Here is a 25,337-nt window from a genome sequence, read left to right as displayed (position 1 = left end):
CGCATTAACGTGCAACCTCTTCCCCCAGGGGACATCAACTGTGAGGTGGCGCGTGCAACTGACCCCGCATGAACAGGAACGGCTGCTTATCCATGTGGCGGCCGACGTGGCCGAGAAGCGCCGAGCGCGGGGCCTGAGACTCAACCACCCCGAAGCCGTCGCGCTGATCACCTCGCACATACTCGAGGGCGCCCGCGACGGCAGGTCCGTCGCCGAGCTGATGTCGTCCGGGCGCAAGCTCCTGACCCGCGGCGACGTCATGGACGGCATACCCGAGATGCTCCACGACGTCCAGGTCGAGGCCACCTTCCCGGATGGCACCAAACTCGTCACCGTCCACGACCCGATCGTCTGACGGGGGATGAGCCGATGATCCCCGGAGAGATCTTCTTCGCCGACGAGCCGGTGCTCCTCAACGAGGGCCGTGCCACCACCCGACTCACCGTCCTGAACCGCGCCGACCGGCCCGTCCAGGTCGGCTCCCACTACCACTTCGCCGAGGCCAACCCGGGCCTGGAATTCGACCGCGCGGCCGCCCGCGGGCTGCGGCTGCACATCGCGGCCGGGACCGCCGTCCGCTTCGAGCCCGGCATTCCCGTCGACGTGGAACTCGTACCCCTGGCCGGGGAGCGGATCGTTCCCGGCCTGCGCGGTGAGACCGGAGGTGCCCTCGATGGCTGAACTGACACGTGCCGCCTACGCCGACCTGTTCGGCCCCACCACCGGCGACCGTATCCGCCTCGCCGACACCGACCTGCTCGTCGAGATCGAGGAGGACCGCTCGGGCGGACCCGGACTCGCGGGGGACGAGGCGGTGTTCGGCGGCGGCAAGGTCATCCGCGAGTCGATGGGCCAGTCCCGCGCCACCCGCGCCGACGGCGCCCCCGACACCGTCATCACCGGCGTGGTGATCCTCGACCACTGGGGCATCGTCAAGGCCGACCTCGGCATCCGGGACGGCCGGATCACCGGCATCGGCAAGGCCGGGAACCCCGACACCATGGACGGCGTACACCCGGACCTGGTCATCGGCCCGGAGACCGAGATCATCGCGGGCAACGGCAAGATCGTCACGGCGGGCGCCATCGACGCCCATGTGCACTTCATATGCCCGCAACTCGCCGACGAGGCCCTGGCTTCCGGCATCACCACGCTCGTCGGTGGCGGCACCGGACCCGCCGAAGGCAGCAAAGCCACCACCGTCACCCCGGGCCCCTGGCACCTCGCCCGGATGCTGGAGTCCATGGAGCAGTACCCGGTCAACCTCGGGCTGCTCGGCAAGGGCAACACCGTCTCGCGCGAGGCGATGCTCTCCCAACTGCGCGGCGGCGCGCTCGGGTTGAAGATCCACGAGGACTGGGGGGCCACCCCCGCCGTCATCGACGCGGCACTGGGCGTCTGCGACGAGACCGGCGCCCAGCTCGCCATCCACACGGACACCCTGAACGAGGCGGGGTTCGTCGGTGACACGCTGGCGGCGATCGCCGGGCGCACCCTGCACGCGTACCACACCGAGGGAGCGGGCGGCGGGCACGCGCCGGACATCATCACGGTCGTCTCCGAGCCCAACATCCTGCCCAGCTCGACCAATCCGACCCGGCCGCACACCGTCAACACCATCGAGGAACACCTCGACATGCTGATGGTCTGCCACCACCTCAACCCGGCCGTCCCCGAGGACCTGGCCTTCGCCGAGTCCCGGATCAGGCCGTCCACCATCGCGGCCGAGGACATCCTGCACGACCTCGGCGCGATCTCGATCATCTCCTCGGACTCCCAGGCGATGGGCCGCATCGGCGAGGTCATCCTGCGCACCTGGCAGACCGCGCACGTGATGAAGCGGCGGCGCGGCCTGCTGCCAGGGGACACTCGCGCGGACAACCTCCGGGCCCGTCGCTATGTCGCCAAATACACCATCAACCCCGCCGTCGCCCAGGGCCTGGACGCCGAGGTCGGCTCGGTGGAGTCCGGCAAGCTCGCCGACCTGGTGCTGTGGGACCCCGCCTTCTTCGGCGTCAAGCCGCAACTGGTCATCAAGGGCGGGCAGATCGCGTACGCGCAGATGGGTGACGCCAACGCCTCCATCCCCACCCCGCAGCCGGTGCTGCCGCGCCCCATGTTCGGCGCGACGGGCCGGGCGCCGGGCTCCAACTCGCTCAACTTCGTGACCCAGGCGGCGCTGGACGACGGGCTGCCCGAACGGCTCGGCCTCGGCAAGGAGTTCGCCGCGATCCACAGCACCCGCCAGGTCACCAAGGCGGACATGCGCGAGAACGACGCCAGGCCCCAGGTGCGGGTCGACCCCGACAGCTTCGCCGTCACCATCGACGGCGAACTCGTCGAGGCCGCACCCGCCGCCGAACTGCCCATGGCCCAGCGCTACTTCCTCTTCTGAGACGTGACAGGAGGGAGCCAGGGATGTCCAGAGCCGCACTGCTCGTACTTGCCGACGGCCGCTTCCCCGCCGGCGGGCACGCGCACTCCGGCGGGGCCGAGGCGGCGGTCGCCGCGGGCCGCGTCACCGACGCCGCGAGCCTGGCCGAGTTCTGCCAGGGGCGGCTGCACACCACGGGCCTGACCGCGGCCGCCCTCGCGGCGGCTGCCGCGCTCGGCGTGGACCCGCTGGAGCTCGACGGGGCCGCGGACGCCCGCACCCCGTCGGCCGCGCTGCGTACCGCGGCCCGAAAGCTGGGCCGCCAGCTGATGCGGGCGGCCCGCGCCACCTGGCCGTCGGCCGAGCTCGACGCGCTCGCCGCGGCCCGGCCGCGCGGCGCCCACCAGCCCGTGGTGCTCGGGCTCGCCGCCCGCGCCGCGGGGCTCGGGCCCGAGGACGCCGCGTACTGCGCCGCGTACGAGAACCTCAGCGGCCCGGCGACCGCGACCGTACGGCTGCTCAGCCTGGACCCCTTCGACGCCACCGCGGTACTGGCCCGGCTCGCCCCCGAGGTCGACCGCATCGCCGACCACGCGACCAACGCCGCCCGGCGCGCACTCGACAGCGGTGTCGACGCACTGCCCGCCGCCTCCGCGCCGCTGCTGGAGATCAGCGCGGAGGCGCACGGCGGCTGGCCCGTACGCCTGTTCGCGTCCTGAGCGCCGCGTACCACGCACTACGCACCACGCACCACGCACTACGCACCACGCACCACGCACCACGCACTGGGTGCGCACCACCGCCCAGCAACCCTTGGAGCCGCACCATGCACCTCGACCACGCCACCACCTACCCCGAGCGGCACACCCACAGCGCCGACGCCCTGCGCCCCGATGGCACCCGGCGCGCGCTGCGGATCGGCCTCGGCGGGCCGGTCGGCTCCGGCAAGACCGCGACTGTCGCCGCCCTGTGCCGGGCCCTGCGCGACACGGTCTCGCTCGCCGTCGTCACCAATGACATCTACACCCGCGAGGATGCCGCGTTCCTGCTGCGCGAGGCGGTGCTGCCGCCCGAGCGGATCACCGCGGTGGAGACCGGGGCCTGCCCGCACACGGCCATCCGTGACGACATCTCCGCCAACCTCGAAGCCGTCGAGGACCTGGAGGACGAGGTCGGCCCGCTCGACCTGATCCTCGTCGAGTCCGGTGGCGACAACCTCACCGCCACCTTCTCCAAGGGCCTGGTCGACGCCCAGATCTTCGTCATCGATGTCGCGGGCGGCGACGACATCCCCCGCAAGGGCGGCCCCGGCGTGACCACCGCCGACCTCCTGGTCGTCAACAAGACCGACCTCGCCCCGCACGTCGGCTCCGACCTGGCACGCATGGCCCGCGACGCCAAGGAGCAGCGCGCCGAACTCCCCGTCGTCTTCCAGTCCCTGCGCTCCGACGAGGGTGTCGCGGCCGTCGCCGCCTGGGTACGGGAACGGCTCACCGACTGGACCGCCCGATGACCCTCACCGTGACGCCCGCCCTCGGCACGCAGGCGGCGCCGACGGCGGGGGTCCGTGCCACGGCCCGGATCGTCGCCGAGCCGGACGCGCGCGGCGGCACCGCGCTGCCCGTACTCGACGGTGAGGGGCCGTTCGCCGTGCGGCGCACCCGCGCCACCGGGTCCGAGGCCCGGGTCACCCTCGTCGGTGCGATGAGTGCTCCGCTCGGCGGCGACCGCCTCGCTGTCGAGGCCGAGGCGTGTGCGGGGGCGCGGCTGCGGATCGGTTCGGCCGCCGCCACGATCGCGCTGCCGGGACAGGCCAAGGAGCCCGCGCACTACGCCGTACGGCTCAAGGTCGGCGCAGGCGCCGAGCTGCACTGGCTGCCGGAGCAGCTCATCTCGGCGTACGGGAGTGACCTGCGGGTCACCACCCACGCCGAACTCGCCCCGGACGCCCGGCTGCTGCTACGCGAGGAGCAGGTGCTCGGCCGGTCGGGGGAGGCCCCAGGACGGCTGACCACCCGGCTGACACTGCGGCACGCGGGCCAGGTGCTGCTCGACCAGGAACTGGCCTGCGGCCCGGGCGCGCCCGGCGGCTGGGACGGCCCGGCCGTCCTGGGCGGACACCGGGCCGTCGGTCAACTCCTCGTCGTACGCCCGGAGTTCGCCGCGCAGCTGCCCGAGCCGCGCACCCTGGGGGAGTACGCCGCCCTGACCCCGCTCGCCGGACCCGCGGTGCTCGTCACCGCCGTGGCCCCCGACGCTCTGCGGCTGCGCCGGGTCCTCGACGACGCCGTACGCATCCTGGGGTGAGGGGACGCGGTCACTGGGAGATCGGAGCCCTACGAGGCTGGGCGATGCTCTCGTAGTCCGCGGTGCGCAGGGCCAACGAGCGGTCCAGCCGGGCCGCGTTGAAGTACAGCTCCTCGTGTTCGAGCAGCGCCGGGTCCACGACCAACTCCAGCTCCGGGTCGAAGGAGAACGGCAGAATCGTCCCGCTCACCGACCCGGCGAGCCGCTCCGCCACCTCCGGGGTCGCGAACCCCGCGTAGACGCCGTCGAACAGTGCCTTCACCGCACCGAGATCGACCCGCCGGTTACCGGGCACCACGGCCAGCACATAGCGCTTCGACTTCTTGGTCACCTTCACCATCACGACGATGCACTTGGCCGCCTGCGCGAGGGTGTTGCCGCGCAGCGCGGACACCGCCTCGGTGGCGCCCTCGGGCTCGTGCTCGATGACGCGGTACGTCGCCGAGTGCTCCCCCAACAGGCCGATCAATTTGTCGTACAGGACGTGCTCGCTCACTTCAGGCCTCCCGCCGCTTCAACCAGGCGTCCTCAGCGGCATAGTCGAAGAGATCACCACCCGCATCGTAGTTCGCCGCCATCTTCGGAAAGGCCTGACGCCAGTCGGACCCGGCCCCGCGCAGCTGCCGCTCCAGCCACTCCACCGTCTCGGGCAGCGCGTCGGCGTACCCGGTCACCGGCCGATAGCCCAACTCCCGTTCGGCCAGCGCCATGTCGAGTACCACCGGATGTGGCACATCCCAGGGCGTCAGCCCGACGGACGCCTCCGGCGGCGGGCCGTCAACGAGCACAGTCTCGCTCTCGACCCCCATCACCGCGTCGATCGCCGCCCCGATCTCCGCGACCGTCGGCGCCTCGGGATCACCGGCGTTGACCGCCCGCGACCCCGGCCGCGCCGCGGCGAGCCGCACGAGCTCGGCGATGTTGCGCACGCTCACCGGATGGAAGCGGTTCGCCCCGCCGCGCGCCAGCACGCGGGTGCGCCGCCCGTCCAGGGCCCGCTTGACGAAGTACAGCTCACGTGGCGTACGGCAGTACGGTCCGTGCACCGCGCCCGCGCGCACCAGCGTCACCGGCAACTGGTCGCCCGCCGCGAGGAGTTCCCGCTCGATGGCCGCCTTCCGGGTGGGGTACGTCCCCTCGCCCGCGGCCACCGTGCGCTGCGTCTCCGGAATCGGCACCGGGTACCGGGGAAACCCGTCGGGCTCGTCCTGGGTGTCGAAGGTGCGGCCCTGGTCGTCCCCGTACACGGACGCGCTGGACACCACGACCGCCGAGCCGATCCGGTCGCCAAGCGCCGTCAACTGCCGGGCGTGCCGGGCGTGGAAGGCGACCATGTCGACCACCAGATCGCAACCGTCCCCGATCACCGCGGCCAGCGCCGCGTCGTCCTCCCGGTCCAGCCGCGCCGCCCGCACCGTGTCCGGCCAGGACGCGTCCCGCCCGGCCCCGCGCGACGCGGCCGTCACCTCCCAGCCGTCCTCGGCGAGCGCCCGTACCGCGGCCCGCCCGATCTGTCCCGTCGCCCCGATGACCACCACATGATTCATGAACGGACCGTACGTCGCCGGGGCACCCGACCCCCAGGCTGTTTCGCCCTGCGCGGATTACCCGCTCAGCTGATCCGCGCGTCCCCGCCCGTCGGCAGCCGCCCGTCGCCCCTCGGCAGCCGACAGCGGGAGTCAACTCAGCGGCATCCGGGGGAATTTCTTCGGCTGCTCGGCCCGCTCCACCTGCTCCTCGGCCTTCACCTGGGCCGCGTACCGGTCCACGTACTCCTGCCCGGACAGCCCGAGGATCGCGTACATGATCTCGTCCGTCACGGCGCGCAGCGCGGCCTTCTCGTTCTCCATGCCCGCGAACCGGGTGAAGTCCAGCGGCTGACCGAAGCGGATCGTCACCCGCTTGAACGTCGGCATGATCTGTCCCGGAGGCTGCGCCTCGAACGTGCCGATCATCGCGCACGGCACCACCGGCACTCCCGCCTTGATCGCCATCACGGCGACCCCGACCTTGCCCTTGTACAGCCGCCCGTCGTGCGAGCGAGTGCCTTCCGGGTAGATGCCGAGCAGCTCCTTCCTGCGCAGCACCCCGAGTCCCTCGCGGATCGCGGCCTGTCCCGCGTCCTTGCCGGAGCGGTCCACCGGGATCTGCCCCGCGCTGCGGAAGAACGAGGCGATGAGCCGCCCCTTGATGCCGGGGCCCGTGAAGTACTCCGCCTTCGCCAGGAAGGTGATGCGCCGTTTGATCACCGCGGGCATCAGGAAATGGTCGGAGAACGACAGATGATTGCCCGCGATGATCGCCGCGCCGGACTCCGGCACATGCTCAACGCCCTCGATCCGAGGGCGGAACATCAACCGCAGCAACGGCCCCAGTAACACGTATTTGAGCACGTAGTAGAACATCGGGGCGCTCCCAACTGTACCGAGTCGGCTCTGGGGGTTGCGTTCGACCAGCTCAACGGGCGTTTCAGATGGGGAAGTGTAGGTGCATGTCCCGTCGGCCGTAACCACGCCTGATCGGACTCAGGCTATTTCGTCCGGTGATCAGACGGTGTGCGGCGACGGCGGACGGCCCGGTCGGCATGCGCCGACCGGGCCGTGTTCATCGCGGACTCACGCGTGCTCACGTGTACTCCCTCGTACTCCCTCGTACTCCCTCGTACTCACTCGTACTCACTCGGACGGTGGGCCCCCGCGCCACGGCGGTGCCGCCGTCCGGTGACCCTCGTGCCCGGCGTGGGCGGCCTTGTCGGTCTGGCGGCGCAGACGGTCCTGGAGCTGATCGATGGCCTCCGCGCCCGTTGCCTCCTCCGCGAGGACGACGACGCGCCACCTGCCGACGTGCAGGTCGGCCGTGGCAGACCAGGGGCGGCCGGCGTGGTGCGCGGCCGCTCGCACGACGCGCACCTCGCCGGTGACGGCGGGCAGCCCCGGCCTGCTCAGCACGGCGTCGATCTTCCTGCGCGCGTACGCCAGGGTCTCGTCGTCCACCGCGCCGTCCGAACGCAGCCGCACGGTGGCCGTGGTCTGGGTGTGGTCGCTGGTCATACGGATTCCTCCCGCAGGAAGTGGGGACGTTCGGTGCGGCTCGTTCGGTGCGGCTCAGGCCGCGGTGCCGGGGAGCCACAGGTCGGGCCCGAAGACCTCGTAGCGGATGCTCCGGGCCGGAACCCCGGCGCCCAGCAGCTGTGCGCGGACGTCGCGCATGAAGGGGAGCGGGCCGCACAGGAACACCGTGGCGCTGTCCGGAATTTCGATCCCGTCGAGGTTCATCTGGCCCTCGCGGGCGTCGGGTTCCTCCAGGCCGGGGTGCTCGTACCAGAACACGGCGCGAGCGCCGGGCAGTTGCCCGACCAGCTCATGGGTCTCGGTGCGCAGGGCGTGGTCGCCGGGGGAGCGGTCTGCGTGCAGGACCAGCACCGGGCGGGTCGCGTCGTGGGCGGCGAGGTGTGCCAGGATGCCGGTCATCGGGGTACAGCCGATGCCCGCGGAGACCAGGATGACGGGGGCGGCGGCATCGGCTGAGGCCCCAGCCGGGCCATCGGCCAGGCCGTCGGCCGGGTCATCGAGGAACACGTCACCGAAGGGCGCGGACAGAGCCAGTTCGTCCCCCTCGCGGAGGTGGTCGTGCAACTGGCTGGAGACCTCGCCGTCCGGCGTGTCGGCGGTCCCCGCGACCCGCTTCACGGTGATCCGCCGCACATCACCGCCCGGGTCGGAGGACAGGCTGTACTGGCGCAGCTGGTGCACCCCGTCGGGCATCCGGACGCGCACGCTCACGTACTGGCCCGCCCGTGCCCGCGGTGCCGGTTCGCCGTCTGCCGGGCGCAGCAGGAAGGACACCGTGTCGGGGGTTTCGGCGGTGCGCTCGACGACCGCCCACTGCCGCCAGATCCGGCCGGGCTGGACGCCCGCGTCCTGGTACAGGCGCGCCTCCTTGCCGATCAGGGCGCCGGCCATCAACCAGTAGACCTCGTCCCAGGCGGCGGCCACCTCCGGGGTGACCGCGTCGCCCAGCACCTCGGCTATCGCGCCGAACAGGTACTTGTGCACGATCGTGTACTGGTCGTCGGTGACCCCGACCGCCGCGTGCTTGTGCGCGATCCGGTCCAGAAGCGTGTCCGGGCGGGTGTCCGGATCCTCCAGCAGGGCGGTCGCGAACCCGGCGATCGACCCGGCGAGGGCACGCCGCTGCGCGCCGCTGGCCTGGTTGCCACGGTTGAACATCCCGTCGAGCAGCTCCGGCCGGTCGCGGAACATCGCGCCGTAGAACCGGGTGGTGATCTCGTCGAGCGCTCCGCCCACAGCGGGCAGCGTGGCCCGGATGAGGGCGGCGGATTCTGCGGACAGCATGGGACCTCCGGACAAGGCGGATGACGTGGAAGAAGCCGCATCATCTGGGGCGGCGCTCTTCTGTGTAGCAGGCACCCGACTGTGTTTCGGTGCCGTTTCGCCGCCGTGGGCCGAAGAGGGGCCGAAGGGCCCACCGCTTCGGGCGCTTCGGCCCCACCAGGGCTGCTCCACCAGGGCCGGACGGACCTGCGACGCACTCCCCGCGGGCCCTGTCCCCGGCCTACGCCGCTGTAAGGAGGCCGGACTGCACACGTCCCTGGACACCTCCGGCTTCCTGGGCGTCCGCGCCACCGACGAACTCCTCGCCGACGCCGACCTGGTCCTCCTGGACATCAAGTCCTTCGACGTCCGCACCTATCGGGAGCTGACCGGCGGCGAACTCGCGCCCACCCTGGACTTCGCCACCCGCCTGGACCGGCTCGGCAACCGGATGTGGATCCGGTACGTACTGCTCCCCGGCTGGACCGACTCACCGCATGCCGTGTACGGACTCGCCCGCTTCCTCGCCGGTCTCGGCACCGGAACACCCCGACGCCGGGACCCGACATGGTCGGGCGGGTACGGGATCAGTTCCGCGAGCTGGGTCTGACCGCGTATTGAACGGCCGCGGCGTCGGGGCGCAGGCGGGGGTTCAGAAACAGGATCTGAGGGCCGAACGGTCCGATCTGATGGACTCATCGGCCCTGGTGGTGCTGGGTGTGGCGTGGTGGGATGAAGTCAGCGGGAAGGACCTGAAAAGGACGCGGAGCAGCGGCCAGCAGCCGCGCACCACGCAATCAGGATTCGCGAGAAGCGAATGGGTCCTTCCCGTTTCTGCTGTGCGCTTTTTCTACGTCCTGTCGCGGACCGAAGCCGTATACCCCCGCCGGGTAAGGGTCCACCGGCGGGGTGTGCTGGCCCCTTCGGCCCACGACGCGCCTGCCGTACGGGGTCGAGGGTGAGGGTGAGGCGATGGGAGGACACGGGCGTCGAGCCCCGTAGGAGCTGACCGCAGATCCCGAAGGGCACGCTTTCGAGGAGGCTCACGATGAACACCAACCAACGTAACTACGGCCTGTACGCCATCGCGGTGTCGATAGCCGTGGTCGGCGTCCTGAGCCTGGGCGTGCCGGTGGGCACGCTCGCCATCCTGGCCATCGTGCTGGTCTGCCCGCTGATGATGCTCTTCATGATGCGTGGCATGCACGGCGGCGGTGGCAAGCACGGCGGCCACGACGCCTCTGACGAGTCCCGGCTGGACGACGATCCGTTGGCCAAGTACGACCGCCCGCACCGGCGGGACTGACAGCTCGCGCCCTGGAAGCCGGAGCGTGCCATGTCCGCGGTCGTCGCCTCACTGCTCGGGGTGGCCATCCTGGCCGGTGCCGTCTACCAGGCCCGGATGAGCCACCTCGCCCACCCGCCCCGCGTACACCCCGCACTCCCCGCGTACACCCCGCACTCCCCTGGCGAGGTGACCGGCCATGACCGGCCATGACGTGCTGCTGCAGGCCACCGGCATCGAGAAGAGCTACCGGCGTGGCACCTGGCCGAGCCGCCACCGGCTCCCCGTCCTGCGGGGCGTCGACCTGGCCCTCGCGCCGGGTGAGGTGGTAGGGCTGGTGGGGGAGAACGGCGCAGGCAAGAGCACCTTGATGAAGATCCTCGTCGGCGCCTTGGCCCCGGACGCCGGGACGGTGGTGCACGCGGGGCGCCTGGGCCACTGCCCGCGCCCGGCTACGGCGCCACCCGCGTGCTGGCCGACGCGGCCCTCACCCCTGGCTTCGACGAGACCGCCGCCCTGCTGATCGCACTGGGCTGGATCGCCGTACTCGCTCTGGCCGTGATCCTGCTCTTCCGTTCCACCATGCGCCCGATCCGTGTACCGCGCCTCGCGACGGGTACCGCGCGCAACCAAGCCGCTTGATGGCGAAGGAACGAAGGGGCTCCAGCGGACGACACCGGCTCGCAGCCGGGCCGCGGAGCAGACCAGTCGAAGTGACAGATGCAGGCGGTGTGGCGGCCGGAAAGGCTGGAGGTGTCCCTGAGAGGAGCACTTCATGCCGGATGAGGCGTCGTCCCCCAAGCCCACCAGACGCACCGTCGTGCGCGGTGGCGTCACCATCGGCGCGGCCCTGGCGGTCGCCCCCCACCTGGCCGCGCCCGCGGCGGCCGCCGTTTCCGAGGGGGCGCCGCGCAGGCTCGCGCTCACCGTCAACGGGCAGGACCTGACGCTGGACCTCGACCCACGCACCAGTCTGCTCGACGCGCTGCGCGAGCACGCGGGCACCACGGGGCCCAAGAAGGGCTGCAATCAAGGCGCGTGCGGGGCCTGCACCGTCCTGCTCGACGGGCAGCGCGTGCTGTCCTGCCTCACCTTCGCCGTGCTGCACGACGGCCAGGAGGTGACCACGGTCGAGGGGATCGCGGACGGCGACCGGCTGCACCCCGTGCAGCAGGCGTTCATGGACCATGACGCGTTCCAGTGTGGGTTCTGCACGTCGGGGCAGATCGTGTCCGCCGTCGGGCTGCTCTCCGAGGAGCCCGGTATCACCAAGGACCGGATCCCCGAGGCGATGAGCGGCAACCTCTGCCGGTGCGCCGCCTACTGCAACATCAGGGACGCCATCGAGACGGCATCGGCCGCGACGACGCAGGCGAAGGGGCGGTAGCCGTGGACCCGTTCCAGTACGTCCGCGCCGAGAGCGTCGGCCAGGCCGTCCGGGTGCTCGCCGAGCACCCCAGGGCCGCGGTCATCGCCGGTGGTACCGATCTGACGACCCTGATGCGCGACCGCGTGCGACGGCCCAGTCACCTCATCGACCTGGGCGGGCTCGCCCTCGACACGGTTACCGCACGGCCGGACGGAGGGCTGCGCATCGGCGCCCTGTGCCGCAACGCCACCACGGACGCACGCATCGCGCGGGACTTTCCCGTTCTCGTCGAGGCGCTGCGCTCCGGCGCGTCCCCGCAGATCCGCAACCGCGCCACCTTCGGTGGCAACCTGCTCCAGCGGGTGCGCTGCCCGTACTACCGACAGCCCGAGTTCGACTGCAACCGCCGTGACCCCGGCTCGGGTTGCGCTGCCCTGGCCGGGGACAGCAGCCGTCATGCCATTCTCGGCACCAGCGGGTCCTGCGTCGCCGTCCATCCGTCGGACTGTGCCGTCGCCCTCCAGGCCCTGGACGCCGAGATCCTGGTACGCGGGCCTCGCGGCGAGCGACGTATCCCCATCGACGCCTTCCACCGGCTGCCCGGCAAGGCGCCCCAGCGCGAAGTCGCCCTGCGCCGCGACGAGATCGTGCTCGCCGTGGAAATGCCGCCGCGGGCCGCGTCCGCGCACTCCCACTACGTCAAGTTCCGCGAGCGCGCCTCGTACGCTTTCGCGCTGGCCTCGGCCGCCGTCGCCGTGGAACTGCGCGGCGGCACGGTCCGCTCGGCGCGGATCGCGCTGGGCGGTGTCGCGCCCAAACCCTGGCGGGCCAAGGCCGCCGAACAGGCCCTGCGCGGGCGCCCGTTGGACGACGACGCCATCGACGCCGCCGCGCGGGCGGCGACCCGCGGCGCCACGCCCCGCCCCGACAACACGTACAAGGTGCGCCTGGCCCAGGAAGTCGTACGGCAGGCCCTCACCGAACTCGGAGGTGCGTGATGACGCCCAGGACCGCGGCGAGCGAGGTGCCAACAGAGGGCATCGGCGCGCCGGTCAACCGCGTGGAGGCCCGCGACAAGGTCACCGGAAAGGCCGTCTACGCCGCCGACGCACGGCTCCCGCGCATGGTGCACGCCGCACTCGTCGCCAGCACCGTATCGGCGGGCCGGGTCCGCGGCATCGGCACGAAGCGGGCGGCGGCCGCGCCCGGCGTGCTCGCCGTCCTCACCCACCGCGACCGGATGCCGTGGCAGGGCACCCCCGCCGACGCCGACTACATCGAGGACCGATTTCCGCTCGCCGACGACCGTATTACCTACTACGGGCAGTACCTCGCCGTCGTGGTCGCCCGGACGCCGGAACAGGCCGAGCATGCCGCGTCCCTGGTCGCCGTCGACTACGCGGAGCACACCCCCGTGCCCACCCTCGACGATGCGCTCCCCGACGCCCACACCGCCACCGGCCGCCTGATCCGGCCGCCGTGGCCGCAGCGGGTCGTCCTGCCGCCCGGCGCGGACCCGCAGGCCGCGCTGGAGAGCGCCGAGGTCCGTACCGACTCCAGTTACCGGGTGCCGCACTACAGCCACGCCCCGATGGAGCCGGGCGCCGTGCTCGCCTCCTGGCAGGACGGCACCCTCACGCTGCGCGACTGCAGCCAGAACGTGCACAAGCACCGCCAGGTCGTGGCCACCGTCTTCGGGCTGCCCAAGGAGCGCGTACGCGTCCTGTCGCCGCTGGTCGGCGGCGCGTTCGGCAGCAAGACCGACCCCTGGGCGCACACCCTGCTCGCGGCGGCCGCCGCCCGGGTCGTCCGGCGTCCGGTCCGGCTCGTCCTGACCCGTAAGCAGGTCTTCACCGGCACCGGCCACCAGCCGCCGATCATCCAACGCATCCGGCTCGGCGCGGACCGCGGCGGCAAGCTCGCGGTGATCCTGCACGACACCGTCAACGCGACCGAGATGCGCGGCGACCGGCCCGAGCCCGCGATCGTCGCCACCGCCAACACCTATGCCGCGCCCGTCCTTTCGGCATCGGCGCAGGTCGCCTCGGTGAACATCGGCCCGTCCGTCAACCTCCGGGCGCCCGGTGACGCCCCCGGCTCGTTCGCGCTGGAGAGCGCCATGGACGAGCTGGCGTACGAGATCGGCCTGGACCCGCTGGAGCTGCGCCGCCGCAACCACCTCACCAAGGACCCGCTCACCGGCCGCCCGTGGAGCGCCAAGCACCTGCTGGAGGCCTACGAGCTGGGCGCGGAACGCTTCGGCTGGTCCGACCGCCCGGCCAAGCCCCGATCGCTGCGCGAGGGAGGGGAGTTGGTCGGCTACGGCATGGCCACCGCCGTACACGGGCAGCGCGACGACACGGCGCGCGCCGAGGTGGAGATCCGGGCCGACGGCACGGGGCAGGTGCGCACCGCCACCCAGGAGATCGGCACCGGCACGCTCACGCAGGTCGCCCAGATCGCGGCGGCCGGGACCGGGCTGCCGCTGCCCAGGGTGGACGTCCGGGTGGGGGACACCGAGTTGCCCAGGACCGCGGGCAATGCGGGCTCGCGGACGACGGGTTACACCGGTTCCGCCGTGTATCTCGCCGCGGAGCAGGCCCGCGGCAAGGCCGTACGGATGGCTGTCGGGGACCGCGAGTCGCCGCTGTACGGGCTGCCGCCGGGGGAGGTCGCGGCGGGCGACGGCCGGTTGTTCCACCGCGATGACACCAAACGCGGCGAGACCTACCGCGCCCTGCTCAACCGTCACGGCGGCGAACCGATCGTGGGGGATGGCCTCTACGAGCCAAAGACCTCCCACTCCGTGGCCTCGTTCGGCGCGCACTTCACCGAGGTACGCATCAACCCCGCCCTGCCCAGAGTCCGGGTCACCCGGCATGTCGCCGTGTTCGACGTCGGCCGGGTGACGAACCACAAGGCCGCGCGGAACCAGGCGCAGGGCGGCATCGTGTTCGGGATGGGCTGGGCGCTGATGGAACAGCTGACCCCCGACCCGGTCTCCGGCCGCTACATCGGGCCCGCGTTCACCGACTACCACATCCCGGTCAACGCGGACGTCCCCGACCTCGATGTGCGGTTCATCGACAAACCCGACACGCTGGCCCACCCGATCGGCAGCAAGGGCCTGGGCGAGGTGAGTGCGGTGGGCGTCGCGGCGGCCATCGCCAACGCGGTGTACCACGCCACCGGCAAGCGGATCACCGAACTGCCGCTCACGCCCGACAAGTTGGTGGACTGACGCCGCTGCCGCTGCCAAGCCGTTTCGAAGCCGCTCCCAGCCGCGCACCACGACAGGGCGTCAGTCCACCGCGCCCAAGTCCGCGTCGCGCAACTGGGAGCGGCTGCTGATCCCCAACTTGGGGAAGACCTTGTACAGGTGGTAGCCGACGGTACGTGGGCTCACCGAGAGCCGCGCGCCGATCTCCCGGTTGCTCAGGCCCGCCGCCGCCAGCCGGGCGACCTGCAGCTCCTGGACGGTCAACCGGGCCGTGGGATCGCCCCCGCGCCGCCGCGGCGAGCCGCCCGCCGCCCGCAGCTGGGTCCGGGCCCGCTCCGCCTCCCGGCCCGCGCCGAGCCCCTCCAACACCTCCAAAGCGGACCGCAGTTGGGCCCTGGCCTCCCCTTCGTGGCGGGTGCGTCGCAGCCACTCGCCGTACAGCAGCGTCGTACGGGCCAGGGTGTACGGGTCGTCCGCCGCGCCCGGCGTGGCCAGGGCGGCCCGGAAGTGCTTGTCCGCCGCGTCGCCCTCCGCGAGCAGGGCGCGCAGGCTGTGCCGGTGCAGCTGGGGCCACCCCAGGGTGCTCTGATCCGCCCACTCACCGAACGCCCCCGCCGCCCGTTCGGCGCCCTCCGGGCGACCCGCGCGCACCTGCGCCTCCACCACGTCGAGCACGGCCCGCCGGGCCACCTGGCGGTGGGCGAACGGCGATCCGGGCCGTCCGAGCAGGGCAAGGCGCTCGCAGGCCTCGTCGTACGCACCCGCACCGAGCGCGAGACGGCCCAGCGCCCACTGCGCGGTGCCCGCCGCCGCCCGGTTGCCCTGCGGCACCGCCAGGGCCTGCGCCCGCTCGGCGTGCTCGCGACACAGCTCCTCCCGCCCGCGCCCGGCACCCAACAGGGCCGACAGAGCCAGCAGATCCGCCTCCAGCACGGGTTGGCCCACATCCCGCGCCGCCCGCAGCCCCTCCCGTATCCGGGCCTCGCAGTCCTCCCACAGCCCGAGCCCGTACTCCAACTCGGCCAACCAGAACAGCAGCAGTACGCGGACGGCCAGCATCCCCGCGGCGTCGAAGTGGGCGCACGCCTCGACGGCGAAGGCACGAGCCTGCCGGGGCGGCGTCCCGAACCTGCCGAGCGCCGCGGGCCACAGCCAGCGGTGCGCGTCGCCGGGCCCGAGCGAAACCGGGGCCTCCTGGAGCAACTGCCAGGGCGACAGGTCATGCCGCGGCCGGTCGCACAGCGAGTCCGCGAGCCACCGCCCGTACCTGGCATATCCGGGATCGTGATCGCCCGCGGTCTCGATCTGCTCCGCCGCGCGCAGCGCCTCGTCCAGCTGGTCGGCCCGCAGCGCCCCGTCCACGGCCATGAACGCCAGTGCCACCGCGCGGTCCCTGGACCGTCCGGCCAGCAGTTCGGCGCCGTGCAGCAGCCGGGCAACCGCCGCCTCCTGCTCGCCGCCCCAGAGCTCCATCATGCCCTGCAACCGGACCAGTTCGAGCTCGGTGGCCTCGTCCGCGGGCCGGGTCAGGGCCTCCCGTACGATCGGACGCGCGAGCTGCGGATTGCCCGACTTCCAGGCGGCGTACGCGGCGGCCGTCAGCCGCCTGGTGTGCTGCTCCCGCGTGGGGCTCAGGCGTGCGGCCCGGTGCAGCACTGCCGCCGCCGCCGCGAGCCCGCCGCGCCGCCCGGCCTCCGCGGCCCCGGCCTCCAGAGCCCGCGCCAGCTCCTCGTCCGGGCCGGTCGCGGCGAGCGCGCGATGGCGTATGGCCTGCTCGGCGAGGACCGGCTCGTGCCGCTGGGCCAGCTCGGCGGCGAGCGCCCGGTGCGCCAGGGCCCGCTGCCGCGCCGAGGCGTCGGCGTACACGGCGGCACGTACCAGCGNGGGCGGGAACTGTGGCGGGGGAGGCGGACCGTAGGCGGGCGGCTGCCCCGGTGGCGGTGGCACCGCCCCTGGTCCGAAACGGTTGTCTCCCGGCTCCATGCAAGCCCCCCAAATCCGGCGTGCGTGACGCTGTCAGCGCGCCGGGGCGCCCGGCACGCCACCACAGTATGCAACCGTGTGCGGACAGTGGTCACCGGGGTGCCGGGACAGGCGCACGCGACGGGCGCCCGAGCGGGCCCCCGCGCCCCTCCTCGGGCGCGGGGGCCCGCTCAGTCACAGGGGCAGCCCCGCTCAGGCAGCCAGGGGCAACCCCGCTCAGACAGCCAGAACAGCCCCGCTCAGGCAGCCAGGGACAGCCTCCGCTCGGGCACAGCCGCGGCCCGCGCGCAGAAACAGGCCCTCAGGTAGGGCGGGACAGTGCCATCGCCAGCGTGATCAGCCCCAGCACCACCCAGCCGAACCACAGCCAGCCGTTGCTGCCGAGCGCCGCCGTGTAGGCCGTCACCACGACGAGCCCTCCGACGGTCATCACGCCCATCGTCTTCGTAGAACCGGGCATCGCGACACCCTCCTCCGGGAAGCCGGACGCGAGCTGCGCCCGCACCGCGACCGTTAGGTCATGGTCTCCCGCGAAGACCCACTTCCGCTAGCGCCCACGCGCGTGCAGCGACGCCAGATAGGCGTTGTACTCCGCCAGCTCCTTGTCCCCGTCCCGGTCGGCGGCCCGGTCCTTGCGCCGGGCCTCCCGGTCCTCGGAGCGGCGCCACTGGAACAGCAGCGCCACCAGCACCACCACGGACGGGATCTCGCTGAAGGCCCAGGCGATACCGCCCGCGGCCTCCTGGTCGCTGAGCGCGTCGATGCCGAGCGACGCCGGCGGGTCCATATACGTGCCGATCATCGGCTGGGACGCCATCATCAGGGCGATTCCGAAGAACGCGTGGAACGGCATGCCCGCGAAGAGCTCCAGCATCCGCATCACATAGCCGGGCCGCTGCGGCCCCGGGTCCACACCCATGATCGGCCAGAAGAACACCACACCCACCATGAGGAAGTGCACCATCATGAAGGTGTGTCCGGTCTTGGACTCCATCAGGAAGTCGAAGAGCGAGGTGAAGTACAGCCCGTACAGGCTCGCGATGAACATCGGGAGCGTGAAGGCCGGATGGGTGATCACCCGCATATAGCGGCTGTGCAGCAGGGCGAGGAGCAGCTCCCGTGGCCCCTTGCGGCCGCGGCCGGCGACCGGCAGGGCCCGCAGCGCCAGCGTCATCGGCGCCCCGAGCAGCAGCAGGATCGGCGACAGCATGCTGATCACCATGTGCTGCACCATGTGGACGCTGAACATGACCATGCCGTAGTCGTTCAGCTTGGTGCACATCACCAGCGCGATGCTCAGCACCCCGAGCACGAACCCGACCGTACGGCCGACGGGCCAGGCGTCCCCGCGGCGCACCAGACGCGTCACACCCCAGCCGTACAGACCCAGCGCCGCCAGGGAGCCGATCAGGAAGAAGGGGTCCAACGACAGTTCCAGACCCCGCCCCAGCGTGAACGGCGGCAGATCCATCATCATGCCGTGTCCGCTGTGATCTGCCATCCGCTCGCTCCTGATTCGTGCCGGTTGTCCGAACCAGAGTAGAACCGCCCCCGCACGCGACTGCGGGCGGGGGCGGACGTATGAGCGACGGGCTGGGGTCAGAGGACGGTCTCGGCCTCGGCGTACCGCTCGTCGGGCACCGTCTTGAGGGTTTCCACCGCTTCGGCGAGCGGCGCCATCACGATGTCCGTGCCGCGCAGCGCCGTCATCATCCCGAACTCGCCGCGGTGTACCGCCTCCACCGCGTGCCAGCCGAAGCGGGTGGCGAGCACCCGGTCGTAGGCGGTCGGGGTGCCGCCGCGCTGCACATGGCCGAGGATCACCGGGCGGGCCTCCTTGCCGAGCCGCTGTTCCAGCTGGATGGAGAGCTCCCGGGCGATGCCCTGGAACCGCTCGTGCCCGTAGATGTCCTTGCCGCCCTCGTCGTACTCCATGGTGCCCGGGCGCGGCTTGGCGCCCTCGGCGACGACGACGATCGCGAACTTCTTGCCCTGCGAGAACCGTTCGCCGACCCGCTCGGCCAGCTCGGCGATGTCGAAGGGGCGTTCCGGTACGACGATGGCGTGCGCACCGGCGGCCATGCCCGAGTTCAGCGCGATCCATCCGGTGTGCCGGCCCATGACCTCCACGATCAGGACCCGCTGGTGCGACTCGGCGGTGGTCTTGAGCCGGTCCAGGGCCTCGGTGGCCACGCCGACGGCGGTGTCGAAGCCGAAGGTGACGTCGGTGACCGCGATGTCGTTGTCGATGGTCTTCGGTACGCCCACGATGGGCAGACCGCCGTCGGACAGCAGCCGGGCCGCCTTGAGGGTGCCCTCGCCGCCGATCGGGATGACCGCGTCGAGCTCCAGCTCCTCAAGGTGGCCCTTGGCCAGTTCGACGCCGTTACGGAGCTGCGCGGGCTGCACCCGCGAGGAGCCGAGGATGGTGCCGCCGCGGGCCAGGATGCCGCTCACGGCGTCCAGGTCGAGCTTGCGGTAGTCGCACTCCAACAGGCCCTTCCACCCGTCGTGGAAGCCGATGACCTCGTCACCGTGGTCGACCACAGCGCGATGCACGACCGAACGGATGACAGCGTTCAGGCCGGGGCAGTCGCCGCCGGAGGTGAGGACACCAATACGCATGGCCCAAGAACCTTTGCAACGTGGGCGGAAGACCGGACCACGTCGTCCGGCAAAGACCCCGTCACCCTACTAGTGCCAAGTGACGGGGCCGAATCAGTCCCAGCTGCCGGACCTTGGAGGACCCTACAAACGCCGCGTCAGGCGGGCTGGGTCGCCGCGGCGATCCGCTCGCCCCGCAGCGCCTCGTACCAGCGGTCGTCGGCCGGCGGCAGCGCGTTCACGTCCAGGGCCAGCTTCAGCAGCAGATCCGCGATCTGCGGATTGCGGGCCAGCACCGGACCGTGCATGTACGTCCCGAACACCGTGTCGTTGTACGCGCCTTCGGTGCCGTCCCCGGTGCCGTTGCCCTGGCCCAGGCGCACCCGCGCCAGCGGCCGCGCCGAGGGGCCGATGTGCGTGACGCCCTGGTGGTTCTCGAAGCCCGTGAGCTGCGGCAGCCCGAGCCGCTCGTCGATGTCGCCCAGGACGTCACCCACGCACCGCGCACCCTCGCCGCGGGTGGACACCACGTCGAGCAGGCCGAGGCCCGGCTCCCGCTCGCCGAGGTCGTTGATGAACTCGTGGCCGAGGATCTGGTAGCCCGCGCAGACCGAGAACACGATGGCGCCGTTGGAGGCCGCGCGGCCCAGGCCACCGTCCCGGCGCAGCCGCTCGGCCGCGAGGCGCTGCGGCCGGTCCTCACCGCCGCCGATCAGGTAGATGTCACCGGATGTCGGCACCGGCTGGTCGCTGCGTACGTCGTAGCGCTCGACCTGCAGGCCGCGCTGCCGGGCCCGGCGTTCCACGACCAGGACGTTGCCCTGGTCGCCGTACGTGCTGAGCAGGTCCGGGTAGACCCACACCAGACGCAGGCTGTTGTCACTCATGCTGATCCGTCCTTACGAGTCTGGTGGGGCTAGTTGCCGACGCGGCGGCGCAGGTCCTGGAACGCGGTGTAGTTCGCGATGACCTCGATCCGTCCGGGCGGGGCCAGCTGCACCGCCTCGTCGACCGTCTCGCAGACCCGGAAGTCCAGGCCCGCGACCTCCAGGCGCACCGCGAGGTCGAGCCTGCGGTCGCCGATGACGAAGATCGGGTGCCCGGCGAGCCGGGTGTAGTCGACGTCCCACAGCCACGAGGTGTCGGTGCCGTCGGCGCCGCGCGCGTTCACCGACAGCAGCACCGGGGACGGCGGCGGGTCGATCAGCGAGAACGTCTCCAGCCAGCCCGCGGGGTTCTTGGCCAGCAGCAGCCGCAGGTCACGGCCCTGGAACTGCACCACGTCGTACCGGCCGGCCACCGCCTGCACCTGGTACATCCGCTCCAGCGCCACCTGCGGCGGCACCCCGAACACCGCGGCGACCGCGGCGGAGCTGGCGGCGTTGGCCTTGTTCGCCCGGCCCGGCAGCTGCAGATGGATCGGCCACGCCGAGCCGTGCGGGTCCAGGACGTGGTCGCCGCTCAGGGCCCAACTCGGCGCCGGACGGCGGAAACCGCACTCGCCGCAGAACCAGTCGTCGCCGGGACGCTGCATCACACCGCCGCACGACGGGCAGGACCAGGCGTCGTCCTTCCACTCCTGGCCCGCCGCGACCCACACCACGTTCGGCGACGAGGACGCCGCCCACACCACCAGCGGGTCGTCGGCGTTGGCGATGATGACGGCCTTGGAGCCCGACAGGCCCTCCCGCCAGCGCTCGGCGAGCATCCGGGTCTCACCGGCGCGGTCGAGCTGGTCGCGGGAGAGGTTCAGCAGCGCTATGGCCTTGGGCGCCACATCGCGCGCGACACCCGCGAGGTACTTCTCGTCGACCTCGATCACACCGAACTTGGCGTCCGAGCCGCCGGCCAGCGCAGAGGTGATCCCGGCGGGCATGTTCGCGCCCAGCGCGTTCGACACCACCGGGCCCGCGGCGCCGAGTGCCTCGGCGATCAGCCGGGTGGTGGTGGTCTTGCCGTTCGTCGCCGAGACCAGGATCACGTCGAGGTGCTGGGCGAGCCGCCCGAGCAGCTCCGGGTCGAGCTTGAGGGCCACCCGGCCGCCGATCACCGATCCGCTGCCGCGGCCCGCGGCTCGCGATACCGCAGCGGCCGCCTTGCCCGCCGTCACGGCCAGCTTGGCCCGCGGCGACAGCGGGTCCGTGTTCCCTGACATCGTCCTAGATCCTCCTTGCATACGGCGCTGCGCCTGCCCCCCAGCACTGGTCTGGCCTCAGCCTATCGAGATCCGCGCCGGGCCCCGAACCACGGCACCGCCGTGAGGGCGCGGCTTGGGCGGAACGTACCCTTGCGTCCATGCGACAGGCTTCCATCCCGGGCAGCTCCGGGCGTGTACGACCGATGAGTCTGCTCGGTGATCCGGTGCTGCACTCCCCGTGCGAGGAGGTCACCGACTTCGGGCCACCGCTGGCCCGGCTGGTGGAGGACCTGTACGCCACGATGTACGCGGCCGAGGGCGTCGGCCTCGCCGCGAACCAGATCGGTGTCGCCCAGCGGGTCTTCGTGTACGACTGCCCCGACGACGAGGACCGCCGCCACCTCGGCCACGTGGTGAACCCGCGCCTGGTCGAGGCGGACGGGGTGAGCGTCCGCGGTCCCGAGGGCTGCCTCTCGCTGCCCGGGCTCGAGGCGGGCACCCCGCGCTTCGACCGCGCCCTGGTGGAGGGCGTCGACCTGCAGGGGGAGCCGGTGCGCGTCGAAGGCACCGGGTTCTTCGCCCGCTGTCTGCAACACGAGTGCGACCACCTGGAGGGCCGGGTCTACCCGGACCGGCTCACCGGCTGGCGCCGCGGCCGGGTGCTGCGGGCCGCCCGCCGGGCGCCCTGGAGCCGGTAGTTCTTCACTTCGTTGGCTTTTCTCGTTCGTTAGTCCCCGGGGTACGGCAGTTCCCGGGGTACGGCAGTTCCCGGGGTACGGCAGTTCCTGGCGTACGGCGGTCCCTGGGGTACGGCGGTCAGAACGCGGGGCCGCCGACGCGGTCACCGGCCGCGGCGAGCCGCCCCCACAGTAGATCCGCCAGGGTGCGCACCAACTGGGCGCGGGAGCAGGGCCGTTCGCCGAGCCACCAGTCGCCCGCCGCGTGCATCATCCCGACGATGCCGTGCCCCCAGACCCGCGCCAGCTGCTCGCTGTCGGGCCCGAGGTCGACCCGCTCCGCGATGACCTTGGCGAGCTCCTCGCCGAGCCTGCGCAGCACCGGAGCGGAGTGCAGGCCGACGTCGAAGCCCTGCTCGCCCTGGGGCGCGGTCTCGGACGGGTGCATCAGGAACCGGTACACCTGCGGCCGCGCCTCGATGGCCGCGAGATAGGTGTCCAGCGTGGCCTCGACCCGCTCCCGGCGCTGGGCCGGGGCGTCGAGCGCGGCGCGCAGGGCGTCCAGCAGGGCGTCGGTGTGCCGCTTGGCGAGCGCCGTGTACAGCCCGCCCTTGTCGCCGAAGTGCCGGTAGAGGATCGGCTTGGTGATTCCGGCCTCGGCGGCGATGGCGTTCATCGAGGCGCCGGGCCCGTCGCGGAGCACCACCCGGTCGGCGGCTTCCAGCAACTCGCGCCGCCTGCGCTCCGCCGACCGTTCCTGGTCGGTCCGCTGTGTGGTCGTCTCCATGGTGGTTCTCCCCGCCCGTGATATTCCGTGACGCAACGCGCAACGTAGCACTCCCGTCCGCTGTTCTCTCGAACGAGCGGTCGGGAGTTGACAGCGCCTACCAGCCGGTAACAGACTCGGGTTACCGTAAGTAACAAGGTGCTGGAGGGGACATGGCCGAGTTCACCATGGAGCTGAGCGACGAGCAGAAGGAGGTCCGGGACTGGCTCCACGGGTTCGCCGCCGAGGTGATCCGCCCCGCGGCCGCCGAGTGGGACGAGCGCGAGGAGACCCCTTGGCCCGTCATCCAGGAGGCCGCGAAGGTCGGCATCTACTCCCTCGACTTCTACGCCCAGCAGTTCTTCGACCCGACCGGGCTCGGCATCCCGATGGCCATGGAGGAGCTCTTCTGGGGTGACGCCGGAATCGCCCTGTCGATCGTCGGCACCGGCCTGGCGGCGGTCGGCGTCCTCGCCAACGGCACCGAGGAGCAGATCGGCACCTGGGTACCGCAGATGTACGGTGACGTCGACGACGTGAAGGTCGCCGCCTTCTGCTCGTCCGAGCCGGACGCCGGGTCCGACGTCGGCGCGATGCGCACCCGCGCGGTATACGACGAGGCCAAGGACGAGTGGGTGCTGAACGGCACCAAGACCTGGGCGACCAACGGCGGCATCGCGGGTGTCCATGTCGTGGTGGCCGTCGTCGACCCCGGGCTCGGCTCCAAGGGCCACGCCTCCTTCATCGTCCCGCCCGCGACACCCGGCCTGTCCCAGGGGCAGAAGTTCAAGAAGCACGGCATCCGCGCCTCGCACACCGCCGAGGTCGTCCTGGAGGACGTCCGGGTCCCCGGCCACTGCCTGCTCGGCGGCAAGGACAAGCTCGACGAGCGCCTGGCCCGCGCCCGGGAGCGCGCCAAGTCCGGTGGCGAGCGCGTCAAGAACGCCGCGATGGCCACCTTCGAGGCCTCCCGCCCGGCGGTCGGCGCGATGGCGGTGGGCACCGCGCGAGCCGCGTACGAGGAGGCCCTGGAGTACGCCAAGACGCGCACCCAGTTCGGCCGCCCGATCATCGACAACCAGGGCGTCGCCTTCCAACTGGCCGATATGCGGACGCAGATCGACGCGGCCCGGCTGCTGGTCTGGCGCGCCTCCTGGATGGCCACCACCGGCAAGAAGTTCACCTCGGCCGAGGGGTCCATGTCGAAGCTGTTCGCCAGTGAGACCGCCAAGAAGGTCACTGCCCAGGCCGTCCAGATCCTCGGCGGCAACGGCTTCACCCGCGAGTACCCGGTCGAGCGGATGCACCGGGACGCGGCGATCTACACCATCTTCGAAGGCACCAGCGAGATCCAGCGCCTGGTCATCGCCCGCACCCTGTCGGGCATGCCGATCCGCTGACCTTGAACCCCGCCCTTCGGGTCGCCGACCAGTCTGACAATCCGCCGTTATGGGTGGATGTTGCACGTGAAACATCGGTGCCGCCCCCTCCGTGGAAGCGGAGAGGGCGGCACGACGGCGCCTACTGCCGCTCAGGCGGGCAGCTGCGCCTCGATGGCCGCGACGAGCTCGGCGGCATCGGGCTCCGTGCGCGGCCGGAAGCGGCCCACGACCTCGCCGTCGCGGGAAATGACGAACTTCTCGAAGTTCCACTGGACATCCCCGGCTGCGCCCTCCGCGTCCGGGGTGCCGGTCAGCTGCTCGTACAGCGGGTGCCGTCCGGAGCCGTTGACGTCGGCCTTCTCCAGCAGCGGGAAACTGACGCCGTAGGTCGTCGAGCAGAAGGTCTCGATCTCGTCGGCGCTGCCCGGCTCCTGCCCGGCGAACTGGTTGCACGGCACCCCCAGCACCGTGAAACCCCGTTCGCCGTACTGCTGCTGCAGCCGCTCCAGGCCCGCGTACTGCGGGGTCAGCCCGCACCGGGAGGCGACATTGACCACCAGAACGGCCTGGCCCTTGAAGGCGCCGAGCGTGGTGGGTTCACCGGTCAGGGTGCGCAGGGCGATGTCGTACAGGCTCATTCCATCTCCTCGGTGCCTTCATGTACTGCTCGGTCGAGTGCATCCTGCCATCCGGGGCGGCGGTGGCTGAGCGGTAGCGGTGTCCATGGGGCGAATCTAGACTCGCTACGGAATGGGCAAGTCCTGAAATAAGGAGATGTCTGCCGATGTCGAAGCGAGGCAACAAGCGGCGCGCCCGGAAGAAGAAGAGCGCCAACCACGGAAAGCGCCCCAACACCTGAGCGTCACGAGAACGGCCGGTCGCCCGCCCAGCTGGGCGGG

Annotated in this window: 28 protein-coding genes and 1 pseudogene; 16 read left to right on the top strand and 13 right to left on the bottom strand. The window is 71.9% G+C overall.

Going from position 1 to position 25,337, the window contains the following annotated elements:
• Positions 1 to 52: 52 nt before the first annotated feature.
• The 6 genes from U9R90_RS01430 (at position 53) to U9R90_RS01405 (ending at position 4,681) form a co-directional block, all read left to right on the top strand.
• Entirely contained in the window at positions 53 to 355 is a 303-nt protein-coding gene (locus U9R90_RS01430; protein ID WP_411054510.1) for an urease subunit gamma, read from the top strand.
• Positions 356 to 369: 14 nt separating this feature from the next.
• Entirely contained in the window at positions 370 to 681 is a 312-nt protein-coding gene (locus U9R90_RS01425; protein WP_411054509.1) for an urease subunit beta, read from the top strand.
• Entirely contained in the window at positions 674 to 2,395 is a 1,722-nt protein-coding gene (locus tag U9R90_RS01420) for an urease subunit alpha (RefSeq protein WP_411054508.1), read from the top strand. Before U9R90_RS01425 ends, U9R90_RS01420 begins: the two co-directional genes overlap by 8 nt.
• A 23-nt stretch (positions 2,396 to 2,418) precedes the next feature.
• On the top strand, positions 2,419 to 3,093 hold the full coding sequence (locus U9R90_RS01415) for an urease accessory protein UreF (RefSeq protein WP_411054507.1): 675 nt from the start codon (positions 2,419 to 2,421) through the stop codon (positions 3,091 to 3,093).
• A 107-nt stretch (positions 3,094 to 3,200) separates the two neighbouring features.
• On the top strand, positions 3,201 to 3,887 hold the full coding sequence (gene ureG, locus U9R90_RS01410; protein WP_411054506.1) for an urease accessory protein UreG: 687 nt from the start codon (positions 3,201 to 3,203) through the stop codon (positions 3,885 to 3,887).
• Positions 3,884 to 4,681, top strand: coding sequence for an urease accessory protein UreD (locus U9R90_RS01405; protein ID WP_411054505.1), 798 nt, complete (start codon positions 3,884 to 3,886; stop codon positions 4,679 to 4,681). Before ureG ends, U9R90_RS01405 begins: the two co-directional genes overlap by 4 nt.
• 10 nt (positions 4,682 to 4,691) lie before the next feature.
• Here the strand turns inward: U9R90_RS01405 and U9R90_RS01400 are convergent, their stop codons facing one another.
• The 5 genes from U9R90_RS01400 to U9R90_RS01380 all read right to left on the bottom strand — a co-directional run bounded on the left by U9R90_RS01400 (position 4,692) and on the right by U9R90_RS01380 (position 9,036).
• Positions 4,692 to 5,177, bottom strand: coding sequence for a YbaK/EbsC family protein (locus U9R90_RS01400; protein WP_411054504.1), 486 nt, complete (start codon positions 5,175 to 5,177; stop codon positions 4,692 to 4,694).
• A 1-nt stretch (position 5,178) separates the two neighbouring features.
• The gene (locus U9R90_RS01395) at positions 5,179 to 6,228 is read right to left on the bottom strand and encodes an NAD-dependent epimerase/dehydratase family protein (protein ID WP_411054503.1); all 1,050 of its coding nucleotides are present in this window, start codon (positions 6,226 to 6,228) and stop codon (positions 5,179 to 5,181) included.
• A gap of 132 nt (positions 6,229 to 6,360) precedes the next feature.
• Entirely contained in the window at positions 6,361 to 7,086 is a 726-nt protein-coding gene (locus U9R90_RS01390) for a lysophospholipid acyltransferase family protein (RefSeq protein ID WP_411054502.1), read from the bottom strand.
• A 270-nt stretch (positions 7,087 to 7,356) separates the two neighbouring features.
• Positions 7,357 to 7,731, bottom strand: a complete 375-nt coding sequence (locus U9R90_RS01385) for a hypothetical protein (RefSeq protein ID WP_411054501.1) — start codon at positions 7,729 to 7,731, stop codon at positions 7,357 to 7,359.
• Between the two features lie 54 nt (positions 7,732 to 7,785).
• Positions 7,786 to 9,036 carry a globin domain-containing protein gene (locus U9R90_RS01380; RefSeq protein ID WP_411054500.1) on the bottom strand — a complete coding sequence of 417 codons (1,251 nt, stop codon included), beginning with the start codon at positions 9,034 to 9,036 and terminating at the stop codon, positions 7,786 to 7,788.
• Positions 9,037 to 9,256: 220 nt separating this feature from the next.
• On the opposite strand from U9R90_RS01380, the pseudogene U9R90_RS01375 reads away from it, so the two are divergent.
• From U9R90_RS01375 to U9R90_RS01345, 7 genes and pseudogenes are all read left to right on the top strand, one after another.
• Positions 9,257 to 9,636, top strand: a pseudogene (locus U9R90_RS01375) (pyruvate formate-lyase 1-activating enzyme); the annotation flags it as partial.
• A 427-nt stretch (positions 9,637 to 10,063) separates the two neighbouring features.
• Complete coding sequence (locus tag U9R90_RS01370) at positions 10,064 to 10,321, top strand: DUF2933 domain-containing protein (RefSeq protein WP_411054499.1); 258 nt, start codon at positions 10,064 to 10,066, stop codon at positions 10,319 to 10,321.
• Positions 10,322 to 10,351: 30 nt separating this feature from the next.
• Complete coding sequence (locus U9R90_RS01365; RefSeq protein WP_411054498.1) at positions 10,352 to 10,513, top strand: hypothetical protein; 162 nt, start codon at positions 10,352 to 10,354, stop codon at positions 10,511 to 10,513.
• Positions 10,500 to 10,823 (top strand): ATP-binding cassette domain-containing protein, encoded by a 324-nt coding sequence (locus U9R90_RS01360; protein ID WP_411054497.1) that lies wholly within the window; start codon positions 10,500 to 10,502, stop codon positions 10,821 to 10,823. Before U9R90_RS01365 ends, U9R90_RS01360 begins: the two co-directional genes overlap by 14 nt.
• A gap of 252 nt (positions 10,824 to 11,075) precedes the next feature.
• A complete protein-coding gene (locus U9R90_RS01355) occupies positions 11,076 to 11,687 on the top strand; it encodes a (2Fe-2S)-binding protein (RefSeq protein ID WP_411054496.1) in 612 nt (203 codons plus the stop codon).
• Positions 11,688 to 11,689: 2 nt separating this feature from the next.
• Positions 11,690 to 12,667: an FAD binding domain-containing protein gene (locus U9R90_RS01350; protein WP_411054495.1), complete on the top strand. Its 978-nt coding sequence runs from the start codon at positions 11,690 to 11,692 to the stop codon at positions 12,665 to 12,667.
• Complete coding sequence (locus U9R90_RS01345; protein ID WP_411054494.1) at positions 12,667 to 14,910, top strand: xanthine dehydrogenase family protein molybdopterin-binding subunit; 2,244 nt, start codon at positions 12,667 to 12,669, stop codon at positions 14,908 to 14,910. Before U9R90_RS01350 ends, U9R90_RS01345 begins: the two co-directional genes overlap by 1 nt.
• Positions 14,911 to 14,970: 60 nt before the next feature.
• Here U9R90_RS01345 and U9R90_RS01340 read toward each other — a convergent pair whose 3' ends face one another.
• The 6 genes from U9R90_RS01340 to U9R90_RS01315 form a co-directional block, all read right to left on the bottom strand.
• Positions 14,971 to 16,755 carry a LuxR C-terminal-related transcriptional regulator gene (locus tag U9R90_RS01340; protein WP_411054493.1) on the bottom strand — a complete coding sequence of 595 codons (1,785 nt, stop codon included), beginning with the start codon at positions 16,753 to 16,755 and terminating at the stop codon, positions 14,971 to 14,973.
• Positions 16,756 to 17,173: 418 nt separating this feature from the next.
• Positions 17,174 to 17,332, bottom strand: a complete 159-nt coding sequence (locus U9R90_RS01335) for a hypothetical protein (protein WP_411054492.1) — start codon at positions 17,330 to 17,332, stop codon at positions 17,174 to 17,176.
• An 87-nt stretch (positions 17,333 to 17,419) separates the two neighbouring features.
• Complete coding sequence (locus U9R90_RS01330; RefSeq protein ID WP_411054491.1) at positions 17,420 to 18,373, bottom strand: cytochrome c oxidase assembly protein; 954 nt, start codon at positions 18,371 to 18,373, stop codon at positions 17,420 to 17,422.
• Positions 18,374 to 18,471: 98 nt separating this feature from the next.
• Positions 18,472 to 19,497: a 6-phosphofructokinase gene (locus U9R90_RS01325; protein ID WP_411054490.1), complete on the bottom strand. Its 1,026-nt coding sequence runs from the start codon at positions 19,495 to 19,497 to the stop codon at positions 18,472 to 18,474.
• Positions 19,498 to 19,634: 137 nt separating this feature from the next.
• Entirely contained in the window at positions 19,635 to 20,363 is a 729-nt protein-coding gene (locus U9R90_RS01320) for a type 1 glutamine amidotransferase (RefSeq protein WP_411054489.1), read from the bottom strand.
• 29 nt (positions 20,364 to 20,392) lie between these two features.
• Positions 20,393 to 21,631, bottom strand: coding sequence for a MurT ligase domain-containing protein (locus U9R90_RS01315; RefSeq protein ID WP_411054488.1), 1,239 nt, complete (start codon positions 21,629 to 21,631; stop codon positions 20,393 to 20,395).
• 140 nt (positions 21,632 to 21,771) lie between these two features.
• Between U9R90_RS01315 and def the strand changes: the two genes are divergently transcribed.
• The gene (def, locus tag U9R90_RS01310; RefSeq protein ID WP_411054487.1) at positions 21,772 to 22,311 is read left to right on the top strand and encodes a peptide deformylase; all 540 of its coding nucleotides are present in this window, start codon (positions 21,772 to 21,774) and stop codon (positions 22,309 to 22,311) included.
• A gap of 118 nt (positions 22,312 to 22,429) precedes the next feature.
• Here the strand turns inward: def and U9R90_RS01305 are convergent, their stop codons facing one another.
• The gene (locus U9R90_RS01305; RefSeq protein WP_411054486.1) at positions 22,430 to 23,077 is read right to left on the bottom strand and encodes a TetR family transcriptional regulator; all 648 of its coding nucleotides are present in this window, start codon (positions 23,075 to 23,077) and stop codon (positions 22,430 to 22,432) included.
• Between the two features lie 152 nt (positions 23,078 to 23,229).
• Here U9R90_RS01305 and U9R90_RS01300 point away from each other — a divergent pair, with 152 nt between their 5' ends.
• On the top strand, positions 23,230 to 24,456 hold the full coding sequence (locus U9R90_RS01300; protein ID WP_411054485.1) for an acyl-CoA dehydrogenase family protein: 1,227 nt from the start codon (positions 23,230 to 23,232) through the stop codon (positions 24,454 to 24,456).
• 131 nt (positions 24,457 to 24,587) lie between these two features.
• Here the strand turns inward: U9R90_RS01300 and U9R90_RS01295 are convergent, their stop codons facing one another.
• Positions 24,588 to 25,076, bottom strand: coding sequence for a glutathione peroxidase (locus U9R90_RS01295; RefSeq protein WP_411054484.1), 489 nt, complete (start codon positions 25,074 to 25,076; stop codon positions 24,588 to 24,590).
• A gap of 146 nt (positions 25,077 to 25,222) precedes the next feature.
• Here U9R90_RS01295 and U9R90_RS01290 point away from each other — a divergent pair, with 146 nt between their 5' ends.
• Positions 25,223 to 25,297: a 50S ribosomal protein bL37 gene (locus U9R90_RS01290; protein WP_371657075.1), complete on the top strand. Its 75-nt coding sequence runs from the start codon at positions 25,223 to 25,225 to the stop codon at positions 25,295 to 25,297.
• Positions 25,298 to 25,337: the final 40 nt, after the last annotated feature.

The organism is Streptomyces sp. E11-3 (assembly GCF_046540415.1).
In the GTDB taxonomy this organism is placed as follows: domain Bacteria; phylum Actinomycetota; class Actinomycetes; order Streptomycetales; family Streptomycetaceae; genus Streptomyces.
This window is presented reverse-complemented; position numbering and strand designations above follow the sequence as displayed.